Source organism: Mucilaginibacter sp. PAMB04274 (assembly GCF_039634385.2).
Taxonomy (GTDB): domain Bacteria; phylum Bacteroidota; class Bacteroidia; order Sphingobacteriales; family Sphingobacteriaceae; genus Mucilaginibacter.
Genome location: NZ_CP155081.2, coordinates 2,870,179 through 2,889,054, shown reverse-complemented (window position 1 = coordinate 2,889,054; position 18,876 = coordinate 2,870,179). Strand labels below are relative to the sequence as shown.

The window sequence follows — 18,876 nt, the reverse complement described above, 5'->3', positions numbered from 1 at the left end:
TATTTATAAGTTAGCCTAGACAATAGCTGTTGTTGAATGAGCTATGCTTTACTCAACACGCCTTGCTGGTTTTTAAGAGGTTTTTGAACGCTTGCTTTTGCAAAAGGGTACAACAAAACAATAAGAAATGCGGTGGCAATGATGCCTGTTTTTTTAAATCCTTATGCTGGTATTAGCTCTTTAGCTAATTTTATGTTTGCCTGCCTTCTTACTAAAACAAAGGCAAAAAGCACACCTATTAGTGCCATAACCATGCCTACAAGCGACGGTGTATCATAACTTAAACCGGCAGCAATAGGTAAGCCGCCAAAAAACGCACCCAATGCATTGCCAATATTGAAAGCCGCCTGCGTAGCTGCCGCACCCAGCATCTCCGCGCCTTTAGCCGTTTGGATCATTAATATTTGGATGGGCGATGCTATAGCCATAGACAATGCACCGGCAATAAAGGTAAGCAACAAGGCAATAACCTGATATTCTGAGAAAAAGTAGATACACAACAGTGTAATTGCCATGGCCATAAGCAGCCCGGTACAAGCCTTAGCAGGTTGCACGCGGTCAGCCAGTCTTCCGCCAACAAGATTGCCAACTACCATGCCCAAACCGGCTAAAATTAATATCCAGGAAACGCTACTGGCAGAGAAACGGGAAACTTTCGTCATGAGGGGAGCTATATAACTTATCCACGCAAATAAGCCACCCGTGCCAATTGCCGTTAGTAGAATTACAAGCCATACTTCAGCACTTTTAAATACCTTTAACTCAGACCGTGCATCGCCCTTTCTTTCTACCGGAAGTGCAGGCATCCAGGCAGCAAGGAACATAAGGGTAAGCAAGCCAATCAAAGCAACTATACCAAACGTATACCGCCATAAATAATGATGACCGATCCAGGTTCCCAGAGGCACTATAGCCAGGTTGGCTATAGTGAGGCCGGCAAACATCATGGATATGGCCTGTGCCTGTTTGCCTTCATCGGCCAATCGGCTGGCCACAACTGCTCCTACACCAAAAAAAGCTCCGTGAGGCAACCCAGCAAAAAATCTGGCCATAAGCAACGTAAAATGCGTAGGGGCAAAGGCCGATACTGTATTAAAAATAGTAAAGATTAGCATTAGGAACAGCAATACTTTCTTGGGTGGGTAGCTACTGGTTATCATTACCAGTAGAGGAGCGCCTACAACAACGCCAAAAGCATAAGCAGAAATCAAGTGTCCGGCAGTTGGTATACTGGTATGCAGATTCTCGGCAATGTCTGGCAGCAGGCCCATCATCACAAATTCGGTGGTGCCTATGCCTAAACCGCCAAGTAAAAGCGGAAATAAACTTTTTTTCATTTGTTCTTCAATAGGACGGCAAAGATAAACAACCTGTTACCAGGCTTTATTGGATTAGTGTAAAAATTACACTAATAGTCTTGGGCAATTGAGGAGAATTGTGTCGGAAAGCGTAGTAGAAAGGACCTGAACACGGAATGAACCTGCGCTGTAAGATTTAATTTAGGAAACGATAATGAGCATGGAAAGGATGATGAATACCGCTTCCGAATTTTTATAGTTAACGAAGTAATAACATCATATTTTAGAATGAGCGCATAAAAATGACCTGGCCATTACCTGTACTAAACAGCACTGATGCATATATTGCAGAATGGAAATCGGAATAGACAGCTTTGCGTCGGCAATGTATGGCACAAATGCACTCAGCAGTGTTGAAGCAATGGAACAACTATTAGAACGTATTGTACACGCTGATCATGCTGGACTTGACGTGTTCGGTATTGGAGAACATCACCGCAAAGAATTTTTAGATTCAGCGACAGCAGTAATTTTGGCGGCAGCCGCAAGTCGTACCAGTCGCATTCGGCTTACCAGCGCAGTTACTGTGCTCAGTGCCGCCGATCCGGTTCGTGTGTTTCAGCAATTTGCAACACTCGACCTCATTTCCAAAGGTAGGGCAGAAATGGTTGTTGGCCGTGGTTCATCAGTTGAAGCTTACCCGCTCTTCGGTTTCAAACTTGATGATTATGATGCTTTGTTTAGTGAAAAACTTGATCTTTTATTGCAAATACGCGAGAATGAATTTGTAACCTGGTCTGGCAAATTTCGTGCTTCAATTCCAAACTTGCCGGTTTACCCACGGCCACTTCAAAATAAGATGCCCATTTGGCTGGGAGTGGGTGGCACGCCGGAGTCTTTCGTAAGAGCGGGCTCTCTTGGTTTGCCTTTAATGGTAGCCATTATCGGAGGCAACACCTCTCGTTTCCGTCCACTTGTTGATTTATACCGTGAGGCGGGTGCACGTGCAGGATTCTCATCAAAACAGCTTAAAGTAGGCCTGCATTCTCCGGGTTACGTAGCCGAAACCAATGAGAAAGCCATTAGCGAATATTACCCCGGCTATGCCGAACTTTGGACCAAACTAGGTCGCGAGCGCGGCTGGCCGCCAGTTACGCGTACGCAATTTGATCATTTAGTAGGGCCGCAAGGTGTACTTTTGGTAGGCGGTCCTGAGCAGGTGGCTGAAAAACTTCTCCATCATAGTGAAGCCCTGGGCGGCATTGATCGTTTTACCTTTCAGATGGACAACGCAGGCCTTACTCATGAGCAATTGATGCGATCAATCGAGCTAATTGGACAACGAGTCATTCCACAAATTAATACCATTGGCTGATTAGTGTTCTAAATCAACATAGCCTTGAGTTAGCAAAGAAAAGATGGTAATTTGCGTACATGAGTAAATTAGATGCTGCTTACAAACTTTTTGATGAATATAACAGAAAAGACCCTCGGGTTTTTGAGTGGGCAGGCGAGACTTATCCGCAAGAGTACTTTTTTGCCATAAAATTATATGAGTGGGTATTAAAGCTTAGTCCTGATGCTGGTGAGGAATTGCTTTTAGCCTCGCGTAGTCAGCATATTGGCCGCTGGGAAATGCCTCGTGATAATTATCCAGAAGGTCGCGATTCATACCTCAAATGGCGTAAAGAGCTCGCCCTGCACCATGCCTCAATTGCTACCCGGTTGATGCAGCAAGTTGGTTATGCCGATGTGCAGGTTAAGCGCGTAAGCGAAATTCTCTTAAAAAAGCGTATTAAAACAGATGCAGATGTTCAAACAATGGAAAATGCATTGTGCCTGGTGTTTTTAGAATTTCAATATGAAGAGTTTCGTAAAAAACATGAAGATGACTTGCCAAAGGTTGTCAACATCCTCTGGAAATCGTTATTGAAAATGGATGCTCACGGACATCAATTTGCCTTGTCTTTACCTTATTCGGAGGCGGGCTTAAATTCGGTTGTTGCGGCTATGCAAAAACTTAATTAACCTCTGGCAAATGGAATGGCTGCATTCTTACAGTTGCACTTTTAATGCAAGTAGTTAGTATAAACGAAAATGTCACCAGTACCTGAGTATAAAGTTTGCATGTTTTTGCATGTTTTAAAATTAATTGCGTAAAATTACGCAGGCTATTATTTCAAGTTGTTCGCAGAAACATTAGTCACGCCGTTTAATTCAGCTGATTTCTAAATTTAATGATATGTTCGGGTACAAAAGACATCTATTTTGTTCGCTTCTCTTATTAGTATCTACGCTTGGTTATAGTCAACGTTTGCGTGATACCTCAGTTGCACAGCAGTGGGTGGATAAAAATTTCAAAAGCCTGTCCAGGAAACAGAAGATAGCGCAACTGATGGTTGTTCGTATGTCCGAAAAGAGGGGTAAGGATGTAGTGTTCTTCGACAAAGAAGTTGAATCTTATATAAAGAAATACAAAATAGGTTCTGTATGCCTTTTTCAGGGCAACTCATTACAGCAGGCTAAAGTTTTAAACCATTTGCAGCAGGTTTCAAAAGTTCCGTTATTGGTTTGTATCGACGGAGAAACGGGTGTAGGTATGCGATTTGGCGATATAAAGCCTTTTCCCGATCAGCTGACTATTGGCGCTACTAATGATGCGGCCATATCGTACCAAATTGGAAGAGCCATTGGTTTACAATGCAAAAATGCAGGTATTCAGGTTAACTATGCACCCGTTATAGATATCAATAACAATCCAAATAACCCTGTAATTAATTTTCGCTCATTCGGTCAGGATAAATACAAGGTATCGTTGTTCGGTAGTAGAATCATGAAAGGCATGCAAGATGCCGGAATCATGGCTTGCGCCAAACATTTCCCGGGCCATGGCGATGTTGCAGTTGATTCGCATCTGGACTTGCCTATAATCACAAAATCGTTGGCGCAGCTCGATTCCCTTGAGCTTTTTCCTTTCAAAACACTTATTAAAGATAAGGTTGGCAGCATGATGGTTGCTCACTTATATATTCCGGCAATTGATACCACACGTAATAAAGCCACTTCATTGTCTAAAAATAACGTAACTGGTTTACTGCGCGAGCAGTTTAAATTCAGTGGTATTACTTTTACCGATGCGCTCGAAATGAAGGGGGTAGCGAAGTTTTATCCGCAGGGCGAAGCGGCAGTACAATCTTTGATTGCAGGCAATGACATGCTGTGTTTACCCGGCGATATCAAAGGAAGTATTAAAAAAATTCGTAAAGCTATACGTAAAGATAAACTAAGTTGGGATGATATAAACGCAAGGGTGAAGAAAGTGCTAATGGCAAAATACAATCTTGGCCTTGACGCTTTACAGCCCATTGATACTCTTAATATCGCAGCAAGGCTGAATGCTGACGTTGATGAGCTTAAAAAGACTGTTTACAAAAATGCCATTACACTGGTTTGCCAAAATGATAGCAATGTACTGCCATTAAAGCATTTGAATAAAATTGCATACGTAGGTATTGGCATTGAACAAGAAAATCACTTTGCGAAAAAATTACATGAGTTATACAACGCCGATTGCTTTTATCTGGGATACAAAAGCGACAGTGTTAAAGCCAGTCAGCTTTTACAGCAAATAGGCGATAAGTATGATGGGATAGTAATTGGTATGCATAAATATGCTAAATACCCAGCAAAAAATTTCGGTATAAGTAATGCGTCTGTTTCACTCATACAACAGTTGCAGCAAAAGGCTAATACGGTGAGCTTTGCATTCGGCAACCCCTACGCAATAGCCAATTTTGCGGACGCCAAAAATATAGTTGCCTGTTACGAAGATGATGATCTGATGCATGATGTAGCGCTCGACTTATTGGCCGGAAAAATTACGCCCAAGGGGAAACTGCCAGTTACAGTAGGTAAGTATGCTTATGGCACTGGTATCAATACCAATTTTTATCTGCCTATTGTAAAGCCGGTTCTGGCTGGTTTGGATAGTGCGTCACTTTTAAAAATAGATACAATTGCAGCAAATGCAATTCAAAAAGGCGCCACACCTGGTTGTGTAGTTCTGGTGGCTAAAAACGGAAAGGTCGGTTTTTACAAAGCATACGGCCACTTGAGTTATGATGGTGCAGAAAAAACCACATTACAAACGGTTTATGACTTAGCGTCGGTAACCAAAATCAGCGCGACTAACGTTTCGGTAATGAAGTTGTATGAGGAGGGTAGGCTTGATATACAAAAAACTTTAGGCGACTACTTGCCTTGGGTGCGTGGAACTGATAAAGCTAATTTAAAGCTGTTTGACGTTTTGTTGCACCAGGCAGGCTTAGTATCCTTTATTCCGTTCTATCGTGAAACTATCGATGTGAAGACCGGTCAGCCAAAATTAGGCTTTTATAAGACTGAGCCAATCGGTAACTATACTACAAGGGTAGCAGATGAATTATATATGCGTAAGGACTGGGTTGACACCATTAAAGCTAAAATACTAAAAAGCAAACTTGGCCCTGCAAACAAGTATGTTTACAGCGATAATGACTTCATTTTTCTGGGTATGGTTGTTGAGCAAATTACAGGTTTAACGTTAGATGCGTACGTGCGTAAAACCTTCTATCTGCCGCTAGGAATGACAAGCACAACCTTTAAGCCCAGAGAGCATGAGCCGATTAACTTAATTGCACCAACTGAAAATGAGAAATTTTTCAGGTTGCAGCAGCTGCGTGGCGACGTGCATGACCCTGGAGCCGCTATGTTAGGTGGAGTTGCCGGCCATGCAGGTTTATTCAGTAACGCGTATGATCTTGCGCAGCTTTATCAATTACTGTTAAACGGAGGAGAGCTCAACGGTGTAAGATTGCTGAAAAAAGAAACGATAGACTATTTTACTGGCTATCACAGTAACATTAGCAGGCGCGGAATAGGGTTTGACAAACCAGAAAAAGATAATGCAACCAGTAAGTCACCTTATCCATCACTAAGTACATCGCCGCTAACGTTTGGGCATACGGGCTTTACCGGCATAGGTGTATGGGCCGATCCCAAGTATAATCTGCTATACATTTTTATGTCTAACCGGGTAAATCCTGATGGGGGCGATAATAACAAGTTGAGCTCATTGAGCGTTCGTGGCGATATCCAGGAAGTTATTTATAAGTCTATTATAAAAGAAAAAGACAAGCGCTCGGTTACTACAGCTACCAGGCCAGTTGGTAAAAAACGTAAAAATTTAAAATAGCAAACAAGGTTAAATTACTGACACTATACTTGCATACTTCTCGATATAAACACTCTGCGGATCCAGGTCGGTAAGCAGGTAATCAATTGCGCTTAAATTGCAAATTTTCATCTTTTGCATGGAATCAAGCTTTTCAGATATGCTTAATAGCGCTGTTTTGCTTGCAGAGTTAATCATGGCCTTTTTTACCTGCACTACCTCCCAATCTGAATCAGATATACCATGGGTGATGGATATGCCGTTGGTTCCTAAAAAACAGAGGTCTGCCTTAATTTCCGATAGTTGACTTATCACCTGCGATCCGGTGACTATATGGGAATTGGCGGCAAGTTGGCCAGCTAATAGGTTAACAGCAATGTTTGGATGTTCTGCTAATTCCAAACCTACTAAAGGGCTTATCGTAAAGATGGTACAGTGGATATTTTCTGGAAATATGCGAGCCAGCTCAATCATTGTTGTGCCGCCACCAACTAACAGCACCATGCCGTCTTCAACTAATCCTACTGCTTTTCGGGCTATTTCTTTCTTGCCATCCTTGTTATAAATTTCGCGGCCCGAGAAGGGGTAGTGAAACGACTTAGATAATGCGCCGCCATAAACCTTTACAATTTTACCAAGTTCGGCTAATTCGTTTAAGTCGCGTCTAATGGTATCCTCCGAAACATTAAGCTGAGCACTTAGGTCAGTGGACAATACTTTGTTGTGAATGTTTATCTGGCTTATTATATGTTGCTGCCTTTCTTCTTTAAGCATAATTGATAAATGTATAAATTTATTCCAGCTTCATAGTATATCGGGCAAACTTCATTAAAAGTCGATTTTTTTAGGCCATGTTTTTTATGCGTTTTCTTGCATGTTTGATTTTGAAATAATATATATTTGTGCATGTTGCTGCGTTTTTTCTTGTTTTAACATAACAATGGCAACCCCTAAATAACATACTTCGCTAAATGGAACCCACTACAGAACAGGTATCCCAATATACCGATCTTGATAAGATGTCAATCAACGATATCTTAGTTAACATTAATAATGAAGACAAAACAGTGCCGCTGGCAGTTGAAAAGTGCTTAGATAAGATTGGCGCTTTAGCTACCGCCGTGCTTGAAAAGATGAAAGCAGGCGGACGCTTGTTTTACATAGGCGCCGGTACAAGCGGACGCTTAGGAGTAGTTGATGCCTCGGAGTGCCCGCCCACGTTTGGCGTTTCACACGATTGGGTAGTAGGCATTATAGCCGGTGGAGACACTGCTATACGTAAAGCTGTTGAATTTGCAGAAGACGATGCTGAGCAGGCCTGGAAAGATTTACAGGAGTACAATATAACTGAAAATGACGTAATTGTTGGTATTGCAGCATCAGGCACTACCCCCTATGTATTAGGCGGTTTGAAAGCAGCGAACGAAAAGGGACTTGTTACAGGATGTGTGGTGTGTAACAGCGGAAGCCCGATAGGCAAGGAAGCAAAGTACCCGGTAGAAGTTGTTGTTGGACCAGAATTTTTAACAGGCTCAACCAGAATGAAAGCAGGTACTGCTCAAAAGTTAGTTTTAAATATGCTTACCACATCCGTTATGATTGGTTTAGGCAAAGTTAAAGGTAACTTAATGGTTGATATGCAACTTACCAATCACAAACTGTACAACCGTGGTGTAAACATGATTATGAAAGTGACCGGCAAAGACGAGCAAACAGCTACTGAGCTTTTAAAGCTACATGGCGGTATACGCCAAGCTATTCAGGCAGTGCAGGGCCAGTACACTGAATAAATACAGCACCTTACAACTACAAGACACTACAAACCTAACCTTATCACTTTATCTTACAAACGCCCATGGCAAGATTAAATCTACTGGAAGAAACGCGTTACGAAAAATTACCTGTAACCATTTATGACCATGCCGCAACTGCAAGTATAGCCGTTGCACACCGTATAGCTAACTTAATAAAAGCTAAGCAAGCCAAAGGCGAATTAACAGTACTTGGCTTGGCCACAGGTGTAACACCCATTAAGGTTTACGCTGAACTGGTGCGTTTACACCGTGAAGACGGATTGAGCTTTAAGGATGTAATTACGTTCAATTTGGACGAATACTATCCTATGCAGCCGCATGCCGAGCAAAGCTACGTCACATTTATGAATGAAAACCTGTTCAATCATATTGATATAGATCCGGTTAACATTCATATACCTAACGGTACGTTGCCTAAAGAAGATATAGCGGCGTTTTGTTTATACTATGAAAAGAAAATTACTGCTTTAGGAGGCATTGATTTACAATTGTTAGGTATCGGTCGTACCGGCCATATCGGCTTTAATGAACCTGGCTCGGCTCCCAACTCAGGTACACGGCTGGTAACGCTTGATGATTTAACAAGGCACGATGCTTCGCGCGATTTCGGTGGTAAGGAAAATGTTCCGACCAAAGCTATTACCATGGGCATTGGTACTATCTTTAAAGCCCGCGAAATTATATTAATGGCCTGGAATAAAAAGAAAGCGGCCATTATAAAAAAAGCTGTTGAAGGTTCAATTTCAGCAGAGGTGCCTGCAACTTATCTGCAATTATCCGAGCACGTAGAGTTTGTAGTAGATAAAGATGCTGCATCTGAATTAACACGATTTGATACACCGTGGCTGGTGAAAGATTGTGTTTGGGATGAACCAACAATTAAAAAAGCCGTAACCTGGTTGGCAAGCAGCCTGAATAAACCTATTTTAAAGTTAACAGAAGAAGATTACAATAATCATGGCATGGCTCAACTGGCCACTGAAAGGGGGCCGGTATATAACATCAATATCCATATTTTTAACCAGGTGCAGCATACCATTACAGGCTGGCCCGGTGGCAAGCCCAATGCAGATGATTCGCAACGGCCGGAACGGGCCGAACCGGCTAAAAAGCGGGTTATCATTTTTTCACCTCACCCTGATGACGATGTAATTTCTATGGGTGGTACTTTTATTCGCCTGGCAGATCAAGGACATGATGTACATGTAGCTTATCAAACCTCAGGCAATACTGCTGTTTGGGATGATGATGCATTACGCTTTGTTGAATTTGCCATTGATTTTAATAAGTCGCAAAACACCGACGAGAATGTGCTACAGCAGTTGTATTTAGGCATGCGGGAGTTTGTTAAGCAAATGCAGCCTAATCAGATAGACGCTCCCGAGATGTCAACGGTAAAAGGTCTTATCAGGAAAGGAGAGGCCCTGGCCGCCGCACGTTTCGCCGGTTTACCTGATGAGAATATTCATTTTATGGATCTTCCGTTTTATGACCGTTCAAAAAGGCATAAAGACAATAGTTACGAAGCCGACGTGCAGCAAACCATTGCGTTGCTGCAGGAAGTTAAACCCCATCAAATATTTGCAGCCGGAGACTTCGCTGATCCGCATGGCACACATAAAATTTGCTTTGATATATTATTGCAAGCGCTAAAGCGCCTTAAACAGGATGAAGAATGGGTTAATGACTGCTGGTTGTGGCTATATCGTGGCGCATGGCATGAATTTGCTATACATGAAATAGAGATGGCTGTGCCACTTTCTCCTCAAGAAGTACTCAGAAAACGGCATGCCATATTTAAACATCAGTCACAAAAAGATGTTCCGGTATTTCCTGGAGATGATGCACGGGAATTTTGGGTTAGAGCTGAGGACCGTACCCGCGAAACTGCACAGTGCTATGATCAGTTAGGTCTGGCCGAGTATGAAGCCATTGAGGCTTTCGTAAGATGGCGAATTTAAATAAAAACTACGTTATCTTAGATATCATCAACTTCACAGGTTTAGCATGAAAAGAATAAGTCTCTTACTGATAGGTGTTTTGCATGTTCTCACATTAAACCGTGTAGCTGCCCAGCAAATAAGTATTGTACCGGCTCCGGCTTTAGTAACTTACAATAAGGGGCAATACGTGTTGCCTAAGGTGATTACTATCCAGGTAAACAATCTGTCTGATAGTGTAAGAAATGTTGCTAATCAATTGGGCGAAAAGCTAAAAAGATCAACAGGTCGGTCTTATGTCGTTAAGAGCACGATGGCCTATCAGCCGGGTTCAATCCGCTTGCTAATTAACAAAGCACCAACAGCAACATTAGGAACAGAGGGTTATCATTTAAGTGTTACTAGTAACGGGGTAACAATCACATCTAACAAGTCTGCCGGGCTGTTTTACGGTTTCCAGACGCTTATGCAGCTTTTTCCTAAGGAGATAGAGAGTACAACTGCAAAAGCTAATGTAACGTGGAAGGTGCCGGCCGCGAGCATTACCGACTACCCCCGCTTTAAATGGCGAGGTATGATGTTTGACGTAGCCCGCCACTTTTTTACCAAACAGCAGGTAAAGCAGTTTATTGATAATATGGTGAAGTACAAGTTTAATGTACTGCACCTGCATCTTACCGATGATCAGGGATGGCGCTTGCAAATAAAGAGTTTGCCCAAATTAACTGAGGTAGGGGCTTGGCGTGCTGAACGTACTGGTCGTTGGGGAGAATTTTCAAAACCCACCCCTGATGAACCTAAAACCTATGGCGGCTTTTACACGCAAGACGACATGCGTGAGATTATTAAGTATGCGGCAGATAGGTATGTAAATATTCTTCCGGAAATTGACATTCCGGGCCATAGCCTGGCTGCTGTAGCCTCGTACCCTGAATTAACATGTACACCGGGTACTTACCAGGTTAATGCTGGCGAGCGATTTATGATATGGAAGGGCGGAACTTTTTATGGGCTATTAGATAATACGATTTGCCCGGCTAATGAAAACGTGTATCCCTTTTTCGATAAAGTATTTACGGAGGTTGCCGCTTTATTTCCGTTCCCCTATATACATGTAGGTGGTGATGAATGCTACAAGGGCTTTTGGGAAAAGAGCGACGCATGCAAGCAACTGATGCAGCGCGAAAACCTCAAAAATACAGATGAACTACAAAGCTATTTCATTAAACGGATTGAGAAAATAGTATCGGCCAAAGGAAAAAAAGTAATGGGTTGGGACGAGATACTGCAAGGCGGTTTGGCACCTGGAGCTGCAGTAATGAGTTGGCGAGGCATGCAAGGCGGGGTAGAAGCAGCTAAGATGAACCATGAGGTTGTGATGACACCTAATACCTTCGCTTACCTCGATCTTTATCAAGGCGACCCAATGGCCGAACCTCCTACCTATTCGATGGTGAGATTACGCAAAGCCTACGAATTTGATCCACTGCCTGCAGGTGTTGATCCGCGTTTCATTTTAGGTGGGCAGTGTAATTTATGGAGCGAACGCCTTTCAACGATGCGCCACGCCGAGTATATGTTATGGCCTCGCGCTTTTGCAATATCTGAGTCGGTATGGTCTTTACCAGCTAAAAAGAACTGGAATAACTTTGTAACCCGTATCGAACAACAATTTGAGCGCCTTGACGCTGCCGAAACTAAATATTCGCTTAGCATGTACGATCCTTCGTTCACTGTAAGTAAGGACACAAGTAATAATATCAAAATCTCACTAAGTACCGAGGTTTCCGGATTAGACATCTTTTATAGTTTTGATGAAACTAATCCTGATAGATTTTATCCTAAATATCAGTTGCCGCTCACCGTACCCAAAGATGCTGCGAACCTCAAAGTAATTACCTATCGTAACAACAAACCAATCGGAAAGCTCATTAACATGCCTATAGCAGAGCTACGGAAAAGGGCAGGTATTGCGGAGGTAAAGCCAACGCCAACGCTTTAAAATTGAATGCTGACGCAGCTAATTTCAGGCTGCCTTATTTGTGCGGCTGTGCTTGGCGGGCTTCGACTGCTTTTATAGCTGTATTTGAAAGTTTTCAATCAAAATATACCCTCGCCGCCTAAAACTACATGCACTTATTATTTTACCGTTTCAGGCTTCTAACATTTTAGAAATATTAAAGGGATGCTTACGGGCGGCTTTGGCTCGGTTTCAGGTGTCGTTGCATTTCGCATAGAAAGCATTCATATCGACCGAGCTTACATCATTGCTGTCTAAAATGCTGCATATCACGAGTCAAATAGCTCGTGATAAATAAAGCATAATGTGATTGGCAATTAAGGCTATAACAAGCTAAAGCAACTGCGCAAGACATCCTTCATGGCAAAGTTGAGTTTGTCGGCTCTATTAAATTTTACCGCCACATCGAAATATCCGCTCAAAAGTGTATAATCGGTGCAGCATTAGTACCGCATGCATGTAAAGAACAGCAGTATACTGTAATGGAATAAAGCGCTTAAAAAAGTAAGTACAGAAATGTCACATATGTGATGCTTTTCCTACGCTAGTTAGACCCACATTAGTTTAAGACACGCTCTTCTTATCATTTAATGTTAATATTTGCTTTTATTATGCAAAGCTTTTGTTGAAAATTTTATAAATAATATCTGTTTTTGATGAATTTTTGGAAAAAAAATTCAGATTTGATAAGCATTTTGTTATTAATTAATAGGTAAGTCGGTAAAAAGGGGAATTCTTTCTTGAAAAGTATCGCCAAAAACACTGCTTTGGGCCATTAATGTCGACATAAACAGTAATTTATGCTTACTTATTGCATATCTCTGCACTTTTTAGCCACATGTGCGCAAAAGTTTGCATTAAATTAAAATCTTTTTAATATGTTTATGCAAAAGTTGACCAAGTTTGTTTTCGAACGAGTTGTTAAGCTGAATGCTTGCTTCATCTTCTTCTCTCACGCTTCAACTTTTTATCCCTATGCACTTATTGATTAACTTTTAATATAGAACATGCAAAAACAATTACTCTCATTTATCTTGGGGTTTATCTTGCTTGCAGCACAGGCAATGGCCCAGCAAAGGGTAGTGACCGGCACGGTACTTGACGCCACCGACGGTTCCCCGCTCCCCGGAGTTAACGTAAAAGTCAAAGGTAGCCAAATGGCCACCACAACCTCGGCTCAAGGCCGTTATTCTATCAGTGCTAGCTCGGGGCAAACACTGGTGTTTTCTTTTGTGGGCTACAAAGGTCAGGAAGTCAAAGTTACTACTAGTGGAACAGTAGATGTAAGGTTACAGACCGATGCAACGGCATTAAACGATGTGGTGGTAACAGCTAACAATATTTCTCGTGACAGAAGAAGCCTTGCCTATTCTGTACCCGTTGTTAAAGGCTCTGATGTAGCTGAGACCCAACGTAACGATTTTTTTGGCGGTTTGCAGGGTCGGGTTCCCGGTTTATCTATTAACAGTACCAATGGTAATCCCGGTGCTTCTGCACAGATCGTGTTAAGGGGTTTTGTATCTATCAGCGGTGATAACAATGCCCTGATTGTGATGGATGGTGTGCCAATTAACAACACCACGCTGAATCAAACCCGTGAGTTGGTTAGCGGCGCAGCCAACCGTGACCAGGATTTTTCCAATAGGGCCATCGATATTAACCCTAATGATATTGAAACCTATACTATTATGAAAGGCCCCGAAGCAACGGCCTTATATGGTAGTGCAGGTGCCAGCGGTGCCATAATTATTACTACCAAAAAAGGTAAAACAGGCGCTGGGTCAATCAGTTACAATAATTCATTCAGGGTAGAGCAGCTTAGGAAGTTTCCTGAGCAGCAAAAGATTTATAACCAAGGTAGTGTTGGTGTGTATGATGGTACAGCCACTGTATTTAACGGACCGGCCTATCAACCCGGAACACAACTTTATGACAACTTTGATCAATTTTTTAGAACAGGTTTTACCCAGAAACATAATCTATCTTTTGAAGGTGGGACAGATAAGTTCACGTATAGGTGGTCTAACGAGTATAGCGATAGCAGGGGAACCATCCCAAGCACTACATATAAGAGGTTTTCGTCTAGATTAACCGGTACTGCTCAGATTTTTCCTATATTAAAGGTAACCACATCGTTCAATTATGTGAATTCATCAAACGATAAGGCCAACAAAGGAACAAACGGATTTTTGATGTCATTGTATAGATTTAATCCATCATGGGATGTAACTAATTATCAGGATGCAAACGGTAACAGGCTGTTGCATACCGGATCGATATATGGCGAATGGGACAACCCCTTTTGGGATGTTTACAAAAACGTAAACAATGACCGTACAAATCGTTTACTGGGTAACGTTAATTTTGAATTCAATCCTTTGAAATGGTTGAAATTTAATGCTGTTTTAGGCACCGATGTGGCTGTAACTAATGGTTTGTCAGTTTACCATGCACAATCCTACAAAGGTTCAGGATCAGCTACTGCGCCAAACGGCGGCAAAATTTTAACTTACCAAAGGTTGGATAAAATTTACAACGGTGTATTCACCGCTTCTGCACGTCAAAAATCTGGTGATTTTAACGCTACTTATGTTTTGGGAACAACATTTAATGATTTCAATTCATCTACCAATTCCCAGCAGGGGCAAAACATGTATGATCCTAATTTCTATAGTATCAACAATACCTTGCCTACTACTCAGCGCACTTTGAATTACATAAACCGTTATCGTACGGTGGGAGCGTTTGGGCAAGCTATCTTAGGTTACAAAACATTATTGTATTTAACCCTCAGCGGACGTGTTGATGGTGCGTCGAAGCTTATGAATCCAGTTGATTTTAAAGGTAGTGACCCATACTTTGCTTATCCGTCAATCAGTACGGCTTTCAACTTCTCGGATCTAAGCGTTTTCAAGAATAATTTACCTTGGTTAGATTATGGTAAACTGCGGGTTTCATATGGTTTAACTGGTAAAGAACCATACAGGGAATACATACTAGCTACTAATTATGTCGGTGCAACAACAACAGGCGGTGGATATGCAGTATCTTCCACACTAGGAAATCCTAATCTTAAGCCCGAAACTTCAAAAAACTTTGAAACAGGTATCGAGTTACAGTTTTTCAAAAACCGGTTCAGTCTGGATTTCAACTATTATAAACTGCGAAGCGAGGATCAGATCATTCTACCACGTTTGAGCTATGGCAGTGGTGGTATATTAGAAATGATGAATGGCGGTACAGTAGTAAACCAGGGTGTTGAAATACAGGCCAAAGTAGCTCCTTTCAGGCAGAAGAGTTTTAGCTGGGACATGACCTTTAACTTTACCCTGAACAGAGGCAAGGTACTTTCTATAGCCGAAGAACTTCCGGAATTATACGAATCGGATACGCAAATACTCGCAGGTGTTAGAGGTGCCGTGCTCCCCGGTGCAAGTACCGGAGCTATAAGTGGTACACGGTTTGACCGCAATAAATATGGCGATGTGTTAATTGCCCCAACCACTGGTTTACCGCTATCAAGCGATACCCAGTATTATCCTATTGGCGACCGTAACCCTAAATTTAATCTGGGCTTTGTTAACCAGTTACGCTACAAAAGCTGGAGCCTGTCATTTTTGTGGGATTTACGCTACGGCGGCGACGTGCTCAACGGTACCGATTATGAAGCTTATACCAGAGGTACTAGTATTAAAACCCTGGATAGAGAAACTCCGAGAATCGTTACAGGTGTGTTAAAAGACGGATTAGAAAATACAGCTAACCCAACCCGCAACACCATAGCAGTTACGCCTTATTATTCACCAGCTTATTACACTACCAACGTAACCGGCGAGATGTTTATTGAGCGTAATATTAAAACTTTACGTCTGCGCGATATAACTCTGAGCTATGATTTCTCACAATCTATGTTAAACCGTATAAGGTTTGTTAAAAGCTTAGGTGTGTTTGTAACGGTAACCGATGCGGTTATGTTTACAAACTATTCGGGCAACGATCCGGAAAGTAACCTGAATACTCCAGGTGTTGGCGGTATTGGTGGTTTTGGTTTGGATTACGGAAACGTGGGTAAGCCAATTGGTGTTAACCTTGGTTTAAGGGTAAGATTATAAGAGTAAAAAACAATGAGAAACTTATATAAAACAGCAATAGTATTAACAGCCATGGTGTTGGGCACCGGTTGTAAAAAATATTTAGATATTAACAGTAACCCCGCTGTACCTCAGGTTGTTGGGGCAGAGCTTTTGTTGCCCCCAATCATCTACCAGATGACAAATGGCACCACGCAGGATAACCGGGTGATTTGGAAAATTACACAGAACATGGGCGGCACTTCTACTGCTGATGCCTCTACCATTTGGGAGAAACATGGTTATCCGTCGGCAAGTGATGTTGGCGGCGTAATATGGCGCATGACTTATTTTGATTTAGGTTTGAACCTGGAAAGCATGATAAAAGATGGTTTGGAAAAACAGAAATACGAATATGTAGCCATTGGATATGCCATTAAAGCATGGGCTTACCAAATGACAACTGATTTGCATGGACCCATCATTTTGGATGAGGCTTTTACCACAGGGCAATTAAAGTTTCATTACCAGGACCAGCCAGATGTCTATGCAAAGGTAAGGGAGTGGGGTAATTTAGCTATTAAATATAGCAATATGAAAAGCCCTGTGAGCTATGCGGCTACATTGAGCGGTGTTTCGGGCGATGGCATATATAAAGGCGATATGGCCAAATGGCGGAAATTTGTTTATGGTTTGTTTGCACAGCAATACAGCCACTTAATCAATAAACCTCAGTTTAAAACTAACTATGCTGATAGCGTTGTTAAGTATGTAGATCTGTCGTTCGCTAACGAAACGGAAGATGCGACAGTTGGGTTTACGGCTTCCGTTGCGGCTGATTCTAACCCAATGGGACCGCAAATGGGATTGATGACGGCAAGCACGACCTATTATGCAAGGCCAACTACTACCATCCTGAACTTGCTTGCAGGCGGTGTTAGGGGTACTGCTACCGTTGATCCTAAAACATCAGTTGATCCGCGTTTATCCAGATATCTGCAGCCGAGCACAACTACGGCCACTTTAGGTAACTATCAAGCCATTACGCCAACTAAAGGGAGCGCTACAACAAACGTTCCAATAGTTTTAGGTGTAATACCAACTGGTGGTACCACTTACCCGGGCCGGTATATTTTTACTGATAAAGCACGGTATCCAATTATGACCTATAGCCAATTACAATTTGCTAAGTCTGAAGCTAATTTTATTAAAGGCAATACTGGTGATGCATACACAGCATATGTGAATGGTATAAGAGCAACATTCGATTTCTTTAACCAGTATGGTCGTAGTGCCAACACGCCTGATCCGGCTATTTCAACTGCCGAGATAAATGCTTACATGTCTTCGAGCGAAGTGGCGCAAAATGCCGGGGATTTAAGAATATCAGACATAATGCAGCAAAAGTATATTGCACAATGGGGCTGGGCAGGTTTAGAAACTTGGTGCGATTTGCGTAAGTATCATTATGACGCTACCGTATTCAGAACTTATTATCAGTTAACTGCAGGTGAGCTTTCCACAAACAACGGCGGCAAATTTGCGTATCGCTTCCGGCCTCGTTATAACTCTGAGTACGTTTGGAACGCAGAGGAGTTGGCAAAATGGGGTGCGTTAAACCCAGATTATATGACTAAGGAGCTTTGGTTTAGCTTATCTAATTAATAACACTATAAAAGAATAATGATGAAGATATTATCTAAGCTAGTTATAGGTGCGGCAGGTTTACTTGCCATAGCAAGCTGTACGAAAAATCAAATAGATTATGGTGAGGTGGAGAAGTTAACAGGCGATGAAACGCTTTTGAAAATTAACAACGTATCAATGTATTATAATAACCGTTCTACCATTTTTAAAATAAATGGCAAACGGGTTAGCGGATTACTTACTGCAAGGTCACCGTTTCCTGGTGGTGGTTATAATACAGGGGGCGATTCAAAACCGGATTTCTTGTCGGTACCGTCAGGAGATGTTAATCTTTCTGTTGTTTTGCCCAAAAAGAAAGACGATGGCACCGACTCTCTTGTATTATACAATACAACCCTGAATCTGACTGCCGGTAAAAGGTACTCCGTACATCTTACAGATACGGCTGCCGCAACCAAGAGTTTATTAACAGAGGAAAATTTCACCATGCCTGACTCGACCGTTGTTCGTTACAGGTTCGTAAATCTGATGCCTAATGTGGCCGCAGTAGACGTATATTATGGGGTGACATTAGCCACGCCTACTAAGCCAAGCGTCGATTCATTGATTTTAAGCAATGTGCCATTTATGCAAATGACACCAGAATTTAAATTAAAGGCTGGCGGACTTACGGCTGGGGGAGTTCTCGGATCTTGGAAAGTAAGGCCTGCCGGTGCTGCTAATACAACAGCAACAGTATTAGCTTCTTACTCAAGTGCAAGCACCGTGCTGGACAGACGAGTATACACTGCTTTTGCATGTGGCTATAGCGGCAAAACTACAGCGGCTCAAAAGCCTTACATATCGTTTTACCTGGTAAGGTAGATCGCACCTAA

The 18,876-nt window shown here is 42.1% G+C and carries 11 protein-coding genes; 9 read left to right on the top strand and 2 right to left on the bottom strand.

Annotated features, from left to right (window positions below; all coding sequences use genetic code 11):
* Positions 1 to 161: 161 nt before the first annotated feature.
* Positions 162 to 1,337 (bottom strand): MFS transporter, encoded by a 1,176-nt coding sequence (locus ABDD95_RS12130; protein ID WP_345947592.1) that lies wholly within the window; start codon positions 1,335 to 1,337, stop codon positions 162 to 164.
* A gap of 313 nt (positions 1,338 to 1,650) precedes the next feature.
* Between ABDD95_RS12130 and ABDD95_RS12125 the strand changes: the two genes are divergently transcribed.
* The 3 genes from ABDD95_RS12125 to ABDD95_RS12115 all read left to right on the top strand — a co-directional run bounded on the left by ABDD95_RS12125 (position 1,651) and on the right by ABDD95_RS12115 (position 6,531).
* Entirely contained in the window at positions 1,651 to 2,673 is a 1,023-nt protein-coding gene (locus tag ABDD95_RS12125; RefSeq protein ID WP_345947591.1) for an LLM class flavin-dependent oxidoreductase, read from the top strand.
* A 59-nt stretch (positions 2,674 to 2,732) separates the two neighbouring features.
* Positions 2,733 to 3,326: a DUF4202 domain-containing protein gene (locus ABDD95_RS12120; RefSeq protein ID WP_345947590.1), complete on the top strand. Its 594-nt coding sequence runs from the start codon at positions 2,733 to 2,735 to the stop codon at positions 3,324 to 3,326.
* 286 nt (positions 3,327 to 3,612) lie between these two features.
* A complete protein-coding gene (locus tag ABDD95_RS12115; RefSeq protein WP_345947589.1) occupies positions 3,613 to 6,531 on the top strand; it encodes a glycoside hydrolase family 3 N-terminal domain-containing protein in 2,919 nt (972 codons plus the stop codon).
* A gap of 9 nt (positions 6,532 to 6,540) precedes the next feature.
* Here the strand turns inward: ABDD95_RS12115 and ABDD95_RS12110 are convergent, their stop codons facing one another.
* Entirely contained in the window at positions 6,541 to 7,284 is a 744-nt protein-coding gene (locus ABDD95_RS12110; RefSeq protein ID WP_345947588.1) for a DeoR/GlpR family DNA-binding transcription regulator, read from the bottom strand.
* Positions 7,285 to 7,481: 197 nt separating this feature from the next.
* On the opposite strand from ABDD95_RS12110, the gene murQ reads away from it, so the two are divergent.
* From murQ to ABDD95_RS12080, 6 genes are all read left to right on the top strand, one after another.
* Positions 7,482 to 8,300 carry an N-acetylmuramic acid 6-phosphate etherase gene (gene murQ, locus ABDD95_RS12105; protein WP_345947587.1) on the top strand — a complete coding sequence of 273 codons (819 nt, stop codon included), beginning with the start codon at positions 7,482 to 7,484 and terminating at the stop codon, positions 8,298 to 8,300.
* Between the two features lie 65 nt (positions 8,301 to 8,365).
* Positions 8,366 to 10,285, top strand: a complete 1,920-nt coding sequence (gene nagB / locus ABDD95_RS12100; RefSeq protein WP_345947586.1) for a glucosamine-6-phosphate deaminase — start codon at positions 8,366 to 8,368, stop codon at positions 10,283 to 10,285.
* 46 nt (positions 10,286 to 10,331) lie between these two features.
* On the top strand, positions 10,332 to 12,266 hold the full coding sequence (locus ABDD95_RS12095; protein WP_345947585.1) for a family 20 glycosylhydrolase: 1,935 nt from the start codon (positions 10,332 to 10,334) through the stop codon (positions 12,264 to 12,266).
* A gap of 1,025 nt (positions 12,267 to 13,291) precedes the next feature.
* Positions 13,292 to 16,396 (top strand): SusC/RagA family TonB-linked outer membrane protein, encoded by a 3,105-nt coding sequence (locus ABDD95_RS12090; protein WP_345947584.1) that lies wholly within the window; start codon positions 13,292 to 13,294, stop codon positions 16,394 to 16,396.
* 12 nt (positions 16,397 to 16,408) lie between these two features.
* Entirely contained in the window at positions 16,409 to 18,019 is a 1,611-nt protein-coding gene (locus tag ABDD95_RS12085) for a SusD/RagB family nutrient-binding outer membrane lipoprotein (protein WP_345947583.1), read from the top strand.
* Positions 18,020 to 18,037: 18 nt separating this feature from the next.
* Positions 18,038 to 18,865 (top strand): DUF4397 domain-containing protein, encoded by an 828-nt coding sequence (locus ABDD95_RS12080; RefSeq protein WP_345947582.1) that lies wholly within the window; start codon positions 18,038 to 18,040, stop codon positions 18,863 to 18,865.
* The last annotated feature ends 11 nt before the right edge of the window (positions 18,866 to 18,876 follow it).

Bases quoted from the DNA above. Each gene is read 5' to 3' on its own strand.
- nagB (WP_345947586.1), top strand. From the start codon at position 8,366: ATGGCAAGATTAAATCTACTGGAAGAAACGCGTTACGAAAAATTACCT.
- ABDD95_RS12130 (WP_345947592.1), bottom strand. From the start codon at position 1,337: ATGAAAAAAAGTTTATTTCCGCTTTTACTTGGCGGTTTAGGCATAGGC.
- ABDD95_RS12125 (WP_345947591.1), top strand. From the start codon at position 1,651: ATGGAAATCGGAATAGACAGCTTTGCGTCGGCAATGTATGGCACAAAT.
- ABDD95_RS12095 (WP_345947585.1), top strand. From the start codon at position 10,332: ATGAAAAGAATAAGTCTCTTACTGATAGGTGTTTTGCATGTTCTCACA.
- murQ (WP_345947587.1), top strand. From the start codon at position 7,482: ATGGAACCCACTACAGAACAGGTATCCCAATATACCGATCTTGATAAG.
- ABDD95_RS12080 (WP_345947582.1), top strand. From the start codon at position 18,038: ATGATGAAGATATTATCTAAGCTAGTTATAGGTGCGGCAGGTTTACTT.
- ABDD95_RS12085 (WP_345947583.1), top strand. From the start codon at position 16,409: ATGAGAAACTTATATAAAACAGCAATAGTATTAACAGCCATGGTGTTG.
- ABDD95_RS12120 (WP_345947590.1), top strand. From the start codon at position 2,733: ATGAGTAAATTAGATGCTGCTTACAAACTTTTTGATGAATATAACAGA.
- ABDD95_RS12090 (WP_345947584.1), top strand. From the start codon at position 13,292: ATGCAAAAACAATTACTCTCATTTATCTTGGGGTTTATCTTGCTTGCA.
- ABDD95_RS12110 (WP_345947588.1), bottom strand. From the start codon at position 7,284: ATGCTTAAAGAAGAAAGGCAGCAACATATAATAAGCCAGATAAACATT.